Source organism: Ruegeria sp. BHSB056 (assembly GCF_059613305.1).
Genome location: NZ_JBXWSG010000112.1, coordinates 1 through 10,602 on the forward strand (window position 1 = coordinate 1; position 10,602 = coordinate 10,602).

The following is a 10,602-nucleotide window of genomic DNA, read 5'->3' on the forward strand; positions in this document are numbered from 1 at the left end:
TCGTTGGTCGGTTCGTCCAGCACCAATAGGTTCGAGGGTTTCGCCATCAGCTTGGCCAGAAGCAACCGGGCTTTTTCCCCACCGGACAGGGATTTGACGGCTGCTCGGGCCTGCCGTTCGTCAAACAGAAATTCCTTGAGATACCCTACAACATGTTTGGGCTGCCCGCCCACCATAACCTGATCGGCCTTGCCCGACACCCGCATTTCCGGATCGCCGGTCAGACTGTCCCACAGGCTCATCTCGGGGTCCAGTTGGGCGCGGGTCTGATCGAACACCGCGATTTCAAGGTTCGTCCCCAAGGAAACCGAGCCCGCGTCCGGCTCCACCTGCCCCAGCAGCATCTTCAGCAACGTTGTTTTGCCAACACCGTTCGGCCCGACAAAGGCCACCCGGTCGCCGCGCTGCACCAGCAGATCAAAGTTCCGAACGATCTGCTTGTCGCCAAACCCTTTGGCCAGCGCCCTGGCCTCAATCACTTTACGGCCTGATTTTGGCCCGGCCTCCAGTGCCATTGCAGCCGAACCCTGACGTTTGATCTGCGCCGCCTTTTCGGCCCGCAACGCCTGCAAGGCCCGCACCCGGCCTTGATTACGTTTGCGTCGGGCGCTAATGCCCTCAACCGCCCACTTGGCCTCGGACTTGATCAGACGGTTCAGCTTGTGGCGTTGCTGGTCTTCTTCCTCCCACACCTTGTCCCGCCAGGCCTCAAAGGCTTCAAAGCCCTGCTCCTGTCGCCGAACAGCCCCCCGGTCAATCCAAAGCGTTGCCCGCGTCAGCGCCCTTAGAAAGGCCCGGTCATGCGAGATCAGCACAAAGGCCGCTCGGGTCGCGCCAAGTTCGCGTTCCAGCCACGCGATGGCTTCGATATCCAGATGGTTGGTCGGCTCGTCCAGCAACATCAGATCCGGAGCTTCTGCCATCAGCTTGGCCAGCGCAGCCCGCCGCCTCTCTCCGCCCGAAGCCGTCTCAACCGCCCGTGAAGGATCGAACTTCAACCCTTCACCGGCCCGTTCAACCTTGTAAAGTTCTCCCGGCTCCAACCCGCTGGAGGCGTAATCCCCCAACGTGGCAAAGCCTTCCATTGTCGGATCTTGCTCCATATAGCCAACGGATTTTCCGGGCGGCACGACAATCTCGCCCCGATCAGCCTCGACCAGACCGGCCATCACTTTCATCAGCGTGGACTTTCCGGATCCGTTTCGCCCCACCAGCGCAACACGATCACCAGGCTGAACCACCAGATCCAGTTCGGAAAACACCGGGTCACCCCCGAAAGTCAGGGAAATGCCGGACATCTGCAACAAAGGAATTCTCGCCATGTGCGCCAGCTAAACCGGCTGACACATTGCGTCAACGCCCCGTCTTCACCTTTTCAAAAATACTCAATCTACCCGGCCACCGCCCGCAACAGACGTTTGCGTGCCGGGGGGATCGCACCGATTTCCACCCCTGTGAAAACGTGCAGCGTGTTCATGTGGCGATCCACCACCGCATGATCGCTGACCCAACCGCCCATCATCAGATAGGTCCGCAACAAGGGTGGCATCCGCAGCATTGCCTTTTTCACATCCGGTCTGCGCCGCAGACGCGCGGCAAAACGAAACACATCCGGAGCCTTCACGCGCGGCAACCAACGTTTCGGGCCCAGATGGCGATGCTTGAGCATCGCAAAAGCATCCAGATACTGCTCTGTTTCGGTACCGGCAAAAGAGGAACATCCAAACAGCATCTCGACGTTGTTCCGGTCTACGTAGGCCGTCATTGCCCCCCAGGCGACACGCAGGATGTCGGGGTCGCTGTGATCGGGATGGATACAAAATCGTCCCATTTCAACCATCCGGCCTTCGAAGCCTTCGAGCGAGGTCAGGTCATAGAACTGTGCTGAATAACTTTGTCCGATCTCGCCGCCACTATCCATGGTCAGCATCCGAAAGCAGCAGACCAGCCGGTCTGCCGAGCGCATATCCTCGATCAGGATATGGCTACAGCGTGCATCAAATTCGTCGCAGTCCGGTTTTTCAGTACCAAAAGCCAAGGTCCGCAATGCCTGAGCTGTTCTGATATCCTCGGGCGACTGCGCCAGTCTGGCGCGATAGCGCCCCTTGCTTAACAAAACTGCCGTTGCCACGGTCGCGTCCTCCACGGTTGCCGACCTTCAGGCGTCGGTACGACACCGCTAGCACAAGACATGTGACTGCCCTGTGACCACCGCAAGGTTTTGGCGCAAATTAGTTGGCGCCCGGAATGTTGGCCGGATTGAAGTTGCCGATATTGCCCAGCAGCTGACGCAGGAAGCCTTTGTCCTGAACGTTGGAATCGGTAACGCGGCGCTCCAGAGCAATCACATTCCCGTCTTCAAGACCAAAGCGTTCGATGTTTCTGACAACACCGCGCTGATCAAAACTGATGGCAACCAGTTCGCGCGATACCACCTCGGGCCGCTTCGGACCGTAGTGACGCACGCGAGAGCGGACATAGTAATAGCCCGAATCCCGAACCACGCCGGATGCGCCCGGCGCGCCGATGGCCTCTTGCACGCTGTCACGCGTGTCTACGCCAACTTTGATTTCCGCCAGTTCCTCGGCCGGTGGCACATAGCCGTGATTCTTGAAGACAGCCGTACAAGCCCCGGTCGCAGCCAGACAGGCAACAAACACAAGCGATTTCGCAGCTGGTTTCAACTGGTTCACTACCTTCAACATCTGCACCCTCTTGCCTTGGCCTTCTTCGGCTTCTATCCGATTACATAAACCGCTGCCACGGTTCAACACATAGAAAGGCTCACGAATGAGCAACGCGACATCATTTCGGGTGTCTGACCTGCCGCAGAACGCCCCGACACCGTTCGATTTGCGCCCTGCAACCACCGCGCTTGAACAGATCAGGCAAGAGCTTGGGCTGCTGGGGCTGCGCAAGCTCAGCTTTTCGGGCGAAGTGCAGGCACAAGGTAAACGGGACTGGGAATTGAACGGCAAACTCGGTGCAACTGTCATCCAACCTTGCGTGGTAACGCTGGAACCGGTGACGACAAGGATCGATATTCCGGTGTACCGGACTTTTCTTGCGGATTGGGCAGACCCAGATGATCCAGAGTTCGAGATCCCGGAAGATGACGAATCTGAACCTTTGGGGCCTGAAATTGATCCGGCCCTAGTCATGATCGAGGCCCTGTCCCTGGCTCTGCCACAATATCCGCGGAAAGACGGCGCAGAACTGGGTCAGGCTGCCTATACAGAACCGGGCAAACAGGCGATGACGGATGACGATGCCAAACCCTTTGCAGGATTGGCAGGGTTGCGCGATGTACTAAAAAAAGACGAGTGACAGGTGCCAGTTTTCCTGTCATAGCAGGCGGTCAGAAAAATCGCTTGAACATGCCGAGAATCGCAGTATTTTCGCGCGCTCATCGGATTTTGGGTTGGACATTGCGGGGCCCGTCGCCTAAACGCGCGTCAAACCACGATAAACGAACTACGAAACCCGGGTCGGCAGCGAATCTGCGGCCCCCAGTCAGACAAAGGTTGAGACCATGGCCGTCCAACAGAACAAAGTTTCCAAGTCGCGTCGCAACAACCGCCGCGCACACGACGCTCTGGTTGCTGCAAACCCGAACGAATGCCCGAACTGCGGCGAACTGAAACGCCCGCACCACGTTTGTGCATCTTGCGGCCACTATGACGATCGCGAAGTCGTCGCACAGGCCGACGAAATCGATCTGGACGAAGACGCAGCCTAAGCCTGATCGAGCGCAGACCAAGGCATGAACGATCAGCCCACGCACGCCGGACGGATCACCATCTCGGTTGACGCAATGGGAGGGGACGCAGGTCCCGCTGTCGTCGTTGCAGGTCTGGCGAAATCGGCTGGCAAGAACCCGAATATCGGGTTCCTGCTGCACGGGCCCGAACAGGTATTGCGCAAGCTGGTTGCCAAACGACGTGTCCTTGAAGGGCGCGTCGTTTTTCGTGATTGCCCCGACGTTGTCACGATGGAGGACAAGCCCAGCCAGGTTGTGCGCAACGGCAAGCAGACCTCGATGTGGTCCGCGCTGGAAGCGGTTCGTCAGGGCGAAGCCCATGGCGCTGTGTCCTGCGGCAACACCGGTGCCCTGATGGCCCTGTCAATGATGCGCCTGCGCAAATTGCCGGGTGTCAACCGCCCCGCAATCGCGATCCTGTGGCCTTCGCGCAACCCGCAGGGGTTCAATGTGATGCTGGACGTGGGCGCCGATGTGCGCGCCGACGCCAAGGACTTGCTGCAATTCGCCCTGATGGGCGCGTCTTATGCGCGCAACGGCATGGCCCTGAACCGACCCCGGATCGGGCTGCTGAACGTTGGCACAGAAGAGCATAAAGGCCGCGCGGAACTGAAAGAAGCACACGCCTTGATCTCGGATTTCGCGGAACAGGCGAATTTCGAATTTGTTGGCTTTGTCGAAGGCAGCGACATTCCCGGTGACAAGGCAGATGTCATTGTTACCGATGGGTTTACCGGCAATGTCGCGATCAAAACGGGTGAAGGCACCGCCGGCCTGATCGGAGATCTTCTGCGTGAGGCGTTCAAATACTCTCCGTTGTCCCGATTGGCTTCGGTCCTGGCCATCACGTCGCTGCAGCGCCTGAAAAAGCGCATTGATCCGCGGCGCGTAAACGGTGGCGTGTTTCTGGGTCTGAACGGGACAGTTATTAAATCCCATGGCGGGGCAGATGCGACCGGAGTGTCGGCGGCGATCAAACTGGCCTTTACCCTGGCACAGTCCGGCTTTGCCGAAAAATTAGCTGCGCGGGTTGCATCCACGGCCCAGCTTGCACAAGATGCCGCGCAAGCTGCGCCGCAGACCGATAAATAACAAAAAAGGCAGTACCTCAAAAATGGCAGGCCGTTCAGTTGTAGTAGGTGTCGGGCATTATTTGCCGGAACGTATTGTTCCAAATTCCGAGTTCGAGAAAACGCTGGACACGACGGATGAATGGATCAGAACCCGGTCGGGGATCGAACGCCGTCACTTTGCCGCCGATGACGAAACGACGTCGGACCTGGCCACCAAAGCTGCCGAGGCTGCGCTGGCCGATGCGGGCCTGACAGCGGATGATATCGACGCGATTGTCCTGGCGACCTCGACCGCGGACCTGACCTTTCCTTCTGCCGCGACCATGGTTCAGGCCCGGCTGGGCATGACAAAGGGGTTTGCTTTCGACGTACAGGCTGTCTGCGCGGGATTCGTTTTCGCGCTCAGCAACGCAAATGCGTTGATCCTGTCCGGCCAAGCCAAATGCGTGCTGGTCATTGGCGCCGAAACCTTTTCCCGGATTATGGACTGGACCGACCGCTCGACCTGCGTTTTGTTCGGGGATGGCGCCGGCGCATTGGTACTCGAAGCGCAGGACGGCGAAGGCACCGCTGCGGATCGCGGCATACTTGCAACCGATCTGAACTCGGATGGGCGCTACAAGGACCTGCTTTATGTCGATGGGGGTGTTTCGACCCAATCCACCGGGCATCTGCGGATGCAGGGCAATCAGGTCTTCCGACATGCCGTTGAAAAGCTTACCAAAACCGCTGAGACAGCCCTGAGCCGCGCCGGGCTGAGATGCGCTGACGTCGACTGGATTGTTCCTCATCAGGCCAATATTCGCATCATTCAGGGCACGGCCAAAAAGATGGGCCTGCCGATGGAAAACGTGGTTGTGACCGTTCAGGATCACGGCAACACCTCGGCTGCATCGATCCCATTGGCATTGTCGGTTGGTAAACAACGCGGGCAGATCAAACCCGGCGACCTGATCGTGACCGAAGCGATTGGCGGCGGTCTGGCTTGGGGCGCGGTGGTTCTGCGCTGGTAACCGGCGCAATCCAGCTTACACAGCTGCTTGCAATTCATTGATATTGACAGCGAATTTGCCATACCCATATGCTTTGACAGCAACAGGGGAAATGACATGGGCGACAATACACTGACTCGAATGGATCTGAGCGAGGCCGTCTTTCGCGAAGTCGGGCTTTCACGCAACGAAAGTGCGCAGCTGGTCGAAAGCGTTCTGAACCACATGTCCGACGCTCTGGTGCGCGGTGAGCAGGTGAAAATTTCGTCCTTCGGTACATTCAGTGTTCGCGACAAGACCGCGCGAGTCGGTCGCAACCCCAAAACCGGCGAAGAAGTTCCGATACAGCCCCGCCGCGTACTGACCTTTCGCCCGTCGCATCTTATGAAAGATCGCGTCGCCGTCGGGAATCGCAAGTAACCCAGGGTCACGCGGATATGAGCAAGTCTCCCGACGCGTTTCGTACGATCAGTGAAGTAGCGGATTGGCTTGGGGTTCAGGCCCATGTTTTGCGATTCTGGGAAAGCAGGTTCGCTCAGGTCAAACCGGTCAAACGCGCGGGCGGGCGCCGGTATTATCGCCCCAATGACATGCGTCTTTTGGGGGGCATAAAGAAACTGCTTCACGAAGACGGGACCACAATCAAGGGCGTACAGCGAATCCTGCGCGAGCAAGGCGTCGCACATGTCGCAGCACTGTCTCCGCCTCTGGACGAACCGGGTCCTGCCCTGATTGAACCCGTTCAAGGTACTGTGGTGCCGTTCGAACCCAAACCCGCTGCCGCCACCGAACAAATCCCTATGGATCTGGACGGACCGTCCGAGCAGCCGGCGAATGAATGCATGCAGGCCGACGCACGTCCCACGGCTGTGTCAGTACAAGAACCAGACCTGAACACAGCGCCCCTGATAGGCGGAATTGCTTCGCTGGCGTGGAAGCGTGCCGAGTTTGACGACGAACTTCTGCGCCAAATTGCACCGATTGCAAAAGACCTGCGCCGCTGGCTGGATCGGGTCGAAACACAGGCGACGGGTTAGGAAAAAAGGCAGTGTTTTCCTCTTGCCCCTGCCGGGAAAATCTTTATGAACGGCCCAACGTCGGGCTATGGCGCAGCCTGGTAGCGCGTCCGTCTGGGGGACGGAAGGTCGCAGGTTCGAGTCCTGCTAGCCCGACCAAATCACACCGACGTTTATGGCACAAAGGCCAGATCCCGCTCTGGCACATGAGGGGATCGAGATGACAGGTGTTTGCGCGAACCAGCAAATCGAAGCAATGATCGCGCGCGGAGAGATCGCCGCCAACCCCGATGTCCTGTCAGCGCAAATTCAACCGGCCAGCCTTGATTTGCGTTTGGGAACAGTGGCCTACCGCGTTCGTGCCTCATTCCTCGCGGGCGAAGGACAGACCGTTACGGATCGCTTGGCCGAGTTCGAGATGCACCGCATCGACATCTCGGACGGCGCTGTTCTGGAAAAGGGCTGCGTCTATCTGGTGCCTCTGATGGAATCGCTTGCCCTGCCCCGCGATATAACCGCCGTCGCCAATGCCAAAAGCTCGACCGGGCGGCTTGACCTTCTGACCCGTACCATCACCGATGGTGGCACCGAGTTCGATCGCGTGACCGCAGGCTACAAAGGCCCGCTTTATGCCGAGATCTGTCCACGTTCGTTTTCGGTTCTGGTCCGGCCCGGTATGCGTCTGAACCAGATCCGTTTCCGTCAGGGTCAGGCCGTCTTGTCTGACGCCGAACTGACCTCCCTGCACGCCGAATCGCCGTTGGTAGACGGCCCTGCCGTAATTCAGGACGGTCTTGGCTTTTCGGTCGATCTGCAACTGCCCGATACTGATCTGGTCGGCTATCGCGCCAAGCCCCATACCGGGGTAATCGATCTGGACCGAATTGGCGAATACGCCCCCCAGGACTATTGGGAGGAAGTGCGCACCAAGGACGGTCGCATCATACTTGACCCCGGTGCATTCTATATCCTTGTCAGCCGCGAGGCGGTCCATATCCCGCCGATGTATGCCGCCGAAATGGCACCTTATCTGGCGATGGTTGGTGAATTCCGGGTGCATTATGCCGGATTCTTCGATCCCGGCTTTGGCCATGCAGCCGCCGGAGGGGCCGGGTCGCGTGGCGTGCTTGAGGTGCGATGCCACGAAGCGCCTTTCGTCCTGGAGCACGGACAGGTGGTCGGGCGTCTTGTCTATGAAAAAATGGCCGAGATGCCCACGCAGCTATATGGTGCCGGGATTGCATCGAACTATCAGGGGCAAGGCCTGAAACTGTCCAAGCACTTCAAAGCGGTTGGCTAATCCTCAGAATTTCTTGCAACGGTGCTTGTGCTAGATAACCCGCGTTGCCTGTCGTAGGTTCTGCGTCTGACCTGTAGTGACCTGTCAGGGTTATTACTCCTCAAACAGTTCCGACTGGTCTTCGTCCACTTCGTCTTCGCGCGCCTCGCCCAACGGGATCGCCCCCGGCGGAGGTCGGTTTTCCAACAAACCCGCAGCCCTTAGTTCCTTGAGACCCGGCAGGTCGCGGGCGTTCTCCAGACCAAAATGATCCAGAAACTCGGACGTCACCACAAATGTCACCGGACGACCCGGTGTCATGCGGCGCCGGCCCAACCTGATCCACTCCATCTCAAGCAACTGGTCAATCGTCCCGCGTGAGACTGACACACCGCGAATTTCCTCAATCTCGGCGCGGGTGCAGGGTTGGTGATACGCGACGATGGCCAATGTCTCAATCGCGGCCCGGCTGAGTTTACGGGACTCGACCGTTTCCTTCTGCATCAGAAAGCCCAGATCGGGGGCTGTGCGAATCGCCCATGCCTCCCCCACGCGCACCACGCGCACGCCGCGCCCTTCGTAACGTCTCTGCAACAATTCAACGGCTTGCGCGGCGTCGCTTCCATGCGGCATCCGCGCCTCAAGATCGGCAATCGTCACCGGATCGGCACTGGCAAACAACACAGCCTCGACCATACGCTCCTGTTCCGCCAGGGGTGGCGCCTCGAACAGGGTACCGGTTTCTTCTGGGGCGTCAGTCACGTGTCTGTGTCCTCTTGCGCAAATGGATCGGCGCGAATGTCTCGCTCTGCTTGATCTCCATATGTCCTTCTTTCACCAGCTCCAGCGAGGCCGCAAAGGTCGCAGCCGTCGCCGACCTGCGGCGCACCGGGTCAGTATCCCAACCATCGGGCAGATAGGTTTCCATATCGGTCCACGTCCCCGCAAAACCGATCAGCGGGCGCATCCGCTCCAGTGCCTGCTCCATCGTGAACACCGCATCGCGGTCCATCACAAAGGGGCGGAATTCGTCACGGGTGCGGATACGGGCATACCCCTGCATCAGGTCCAGCAGCGTGGCAGAATAAGTCACGGTGCGAATGCGGGTGACGTCCTCGCCCTGCCCGCGTTTGAAAAAATCACGCCCCAGTTGGTCGCGGGCCATCAACCGTGCAGCGACGTCACGCATCGCCTGCAGGCGTTCAAGTTGAAACGCCAGATGCGCGGCCAGTTCTTCACCCGATGGTCCTTCGTCATCGGGGTCTGGCGGCAGCAGTAAACGGGACTTAAGAAAGGCCAACCACGCCGCCATGACCAGATAATCGGCGGCCAGTTCAATGCGCAGCGCACGCGCCTTTTCAACAAAGGCCAGATATTGCTGCGCCAGCGCAAGAACCGAGATCTTGCGCAGATCCACTTTTTGCGTGCGTGACAGGGTCAACAAAACATCCAACGGGCCTTCGAACCCGTCGACATCAACAATCAGCGCTTCGGCCGCAAGACGATCCGCGACCGAGACAGGGTCTTCGCTAAAAAGATTATCGTTCATATACCTGCCCGCCCATTAGGGCAGATAGTTCCGCTTCGGCGGCTTGGATGTCAAGTTCCCGCGGGCGTTTGCGCATCGCCAGCGCCCGTTCTGCGCGGGCTTGTGCCACATCCGACATTTCTCCGGCAGTTTCCATCACAGCGGCACGTTCAGAAAAACTGCCATTGCAGTGCAGGACCACATCACAGCCCGCCTGCAAAGATTGGCGAGTGAGGTCCGTCAACGCCCCACTGAGCGCCTTCATCGAGATATCGTCGGTCATGATCAGGCCGCCAAAGCCGATATTGTCTCGGATCAGGCCCATCATGGCCGCAGAAATGGTGGCTGGCCGGGGATCGATCTGATCAAAGACCAGATGCGCCGTCATCCCCATCGGCAGGTCGTTCAAGGCGCGGAACGGCGCGAAATCGCTGTATTCCAACTCTACCAGCGGCAAATCAACATGCGGCAGGTCATGGTGACTGTCCAAAGTGGCCCGGCCATGGCCGGGAATGTGCTTGAGAACCGGAAGAACGCCCCCGTCCAACAGGCCCTGTGCCACGACCCTGCCGACCCTGGAAATCTGCTCAGGATCAAAGGCATAACAGCGGTTTTTCAGAAACGCGTGGGTCTCGGGCCGCGCCACATCGACCATGGGGGCACAGTTGCTGTCGATACCCAGACCAAACAGCTCATCCGCAATCAGGCGGTACCTGAGGTACATGGCGCGTTCCGCTTGATCACCCGCCCTGGTCACATGATCCAGCGGCGGCAGCCATTCGCGGGCCAAGCGTGCGCGCAAACGCTGTACGCGCCCACCTTCCTGATCAATGGTAATGGGACAGTTGCGCCCAACGGCCTCGCGGAAATCATCACACAAGGCCCGCACCTGATCGGCGCTTTCAATATTGCGGGCGAACAGGATGAACCCAAACGGGTTCATCTGGCGAAACA

General features: G+C 58.8%; 13 protein-coding genes and 1 tRNA gene. 8 read left to right on the forward strand and 6 right to left on the reverse strand.

Going from position 1 to position 10,602, the window contains the following annotated elements; all coding sequences use genetic code 11:
* From AC2FND_RS18295 to AC2FND_RS18305, 3 genes are all read right to left on the reverse strand, one after another.
* Positions 1 to 1,322: ABC-F family ATP-binding cassette domain-containing protein (locus tag AC2FND_RS18295; protein WP_496771201.1), on the reverse strand; the 1,322-nt coding region annotated here is incomplete at its 3' end.
* 68 nt (positions 1,323 to 1,390) lie between these two features.
* A complete protein-coding gene (locus AC2FND_RS18300) occupies positions 1,391 to 2,131 on the reverse strand; it encodes a GNAT family N-acetyltransferase (protein WP_496771202.1) in 741 nt (246 codons plus the stop codon).
* Between the two features lie 100 nt (positions 2,132 to 2,231).
* Positions 2,232 to 2,705, reverse strand: a complete 474-nt coding sequence (locus AC2FND_RS18305) for an outer membrane protein assembly factor BamE (RefSeq protein WP_496771203.1) — start codon at positions 2,703 to 2,705, stop codon at positions 2,232 to 2,234.
* 85 nt (positions 2,706 to 2,790) lie between these two features.
* Between AC2FND_RS18305 and AC2FND_RS18310 the strand changes: the two genes are divergently transcribed.
* The 8 genes from AC2FND_RS18310 (at position 2,791) to AC2FND_RS18345 (ending at position 8,141) form a co-directional block, all read left to right on the forward strand.
* Positions 2,791 to 3,327, forward strand: a complete 537-nt coding sequence (locus tag AC2FND_RS18310; protein WP_496771204.1) for a YceD family protein — start codon at positions 2,791 to 2,793, stop codon at positions 3,325 to 3,327.
* Between the two features lie 205 nt (positions 3,328 to 3,532).
* Positions 3,533 to 3,739: a 50S ribosomal protein L32 gene (gene rpmF / locus AC2FND_RS18315; RefSeq protein WP_008756996.1), complete on the forward strand. Its 207-nt coding sequence runs from the start codon at positions 3,533 to 3,535 to the stop codon at positions 3,737 to 3,739.
* Between the two features lie 24 nt (positions 3,740 to 3,763).
* Positions 3,764 to 4,852 (forward strand): phosphate acyltransferase PlsX, encoded by a 1,089-nt coding sequence (gene plsX, locus AC2FND_RS18320; RefSeq protein ID WP_209503675.1) that lies wholly within the window; start codon positions 3,764 to 3,766, stop codon positions 4,850 to 4,852.
* A 22-nt stretch (positions 4,853 to 4,874) separates the two neighbouring features.
* Positions 4,875 to 5,846 (forward strand): beta-ketoacyl-ACP synthase III, encoded by a 972-nt coding sequence (locus AC2FND_RS18325; protein WP_496771205.1) that lies wholly within the window; start codon positions 4,875 to 4,877, stop codon positions 5,844 to 5,846.
* A gap of 96 nt (positions 5,847 to 5,942) precedes the next feature.
* Positions 5,943 to 6,245: an integration host factor subunit alpha gene (gene ihfA, locus AC2FND_RS18330; protein ID WP_209503673.1), complete on the forward strand. Its 303-nt coding sequence runs from the start codon at positions 5,943 to 5,945 to the stop codon at positions 6,243 to 6,245.
* A 17-nt stretch (positions 6,246 to 6,262) separates the two neighbouring features.
* Entirely contained in the window at positions 6,263 to 6,862 is a 600-nt protein-coding gene (locus AC2FND_RS18335) for a MerR family transcriptional regulator (protein ID WP_209503672.1), read from the forward strand.
* 61 nt (positions 6,863 to 6,923) lie between these two features.
* Positions 6,924 to 7,000: transfer RNA gene (locus AC2FND_RS18340), tRNA-Pro, on the forward strand.
* 61 nt (positions 7,001 to 7,061) lie between these two features.
* Positions 7,062 to 8,141 carry a 2'-deoxycytidine 5'-triphosphate deaminase gene (locus AC2FND_RS18345; RefSeq protein WP_496771206.1) on the forward strand — a complete coding sequence of 360 codons (1,080 nt, stop codon included), beginning with the start codon at positions 7,062 to 7,064 and terminating at the stop codon, positions 8,139 to 8,141.
* Positions 8,142 to 8,234: 93 nt separating this feature from the next.
* On the opposite strand, the gene scpB is transcribed toward AC2FND_RS18345, so the two are convergent.
* The 3 genes from scpB to AC2FND_RS18360 form a co-directional block, all read right to left on the reverse strand.
* Positions 8,235 to 8,882, reverse strand: coding sequence for an SMC-Scp complex subunit ScpB (scpB, locus tag AC2FND_RS18350; protein ID WP_209503670.1), 648 nt, complete (start codon positions 8,880 to 8,882; stop codon positions 8,235 to 8,237).
* On the reverse strand, positions 8,875 to 9,669 hold the full coding sequence (locus AC2FND_RS18355) for a segregation and condensation protein A (protein WP_209503669.1): 795 nt from the start codon (positions 9,667 to 9,669) through the stop codon (positions 8,875 to 8,877). Before AC2FND_RS18355 ends, scpB begins: the two co-directional genes overlap by 8 nt.
* Positions 9,659 to 10,602 (reverse strand): glycoside hydrolase family 3 N-terminal domain-containing protein (locus AC2FND_RS18360; RefSeq protein WP_496771207.1); only part of this gene is annotated, 944 nt, incomplete at its 5' end. The genes AC2FND_RS18355 and AC2FND_RS18360, both read right to left, overlap by 11 nt.

Coding starts and splice junctions, on each gene's coding strand:
- rpmF (WP_008756996.1), top strand. CDS start 3,533: ATGGCCGTCCAACAGAACAAAGTTTCCAAGTCGCGTCGCAACAACCGC.
- AC2FND_RS18345 (WP_496771206.1), top strand. CDS start 7,062: ATGACAGGTGTTTGCGCGAACCAGCAAATCGAAGCAATGATCGCGCGC.
- AC2FND_RS18310 (WP_496771204.1), top strand. CDS start 2,791: ATGAGCAACGCGACATCATTTCGGGTGTCTGACCTGCCGCAGAACGCC.
- AC2FND_RS18335 (WP_209503672.1), top strand. CDS start 6,263: ATGAGCAAGTCTCCCGACGCGTTTCGTACGATCAGTGAAGTAGCGGAT.
- AC2FND_RS18305 (WP_496771203.1), bottom strand. CDS start 2,705: ATGTTGAAGGTAGTGAACCAGTTGAAACCAGCTGCGAAATCGCTTGTG.
- AC2FND_RS18355 (WP_209503669.1), bottom strand. CDS start 9,669: ATGAACGATAATCTTTTTAGCGAAGACCCTGTCTCGGTCGCGGATCGT.
- ihfA (WP_209503673.1), top strand. CDS start 5,943: ATGGGCGACAATACACTGACTCGAATGGATCTGAGCGAGGCCGTCTTT.
- plsX (WP_209503675.1), top strand. CDS start 3,764: ATGAACGATCAGCCCACGCACGCCGGACGGATCACCATCTCGGTTGAC.
- AC2FND_RS18325 (WP_496771205.1), top strand. CDS start 4,875: ATGGCAGGCCGTTCAGTTGTAGTAGGTGTCGGGCATTATTTGCCGGAA.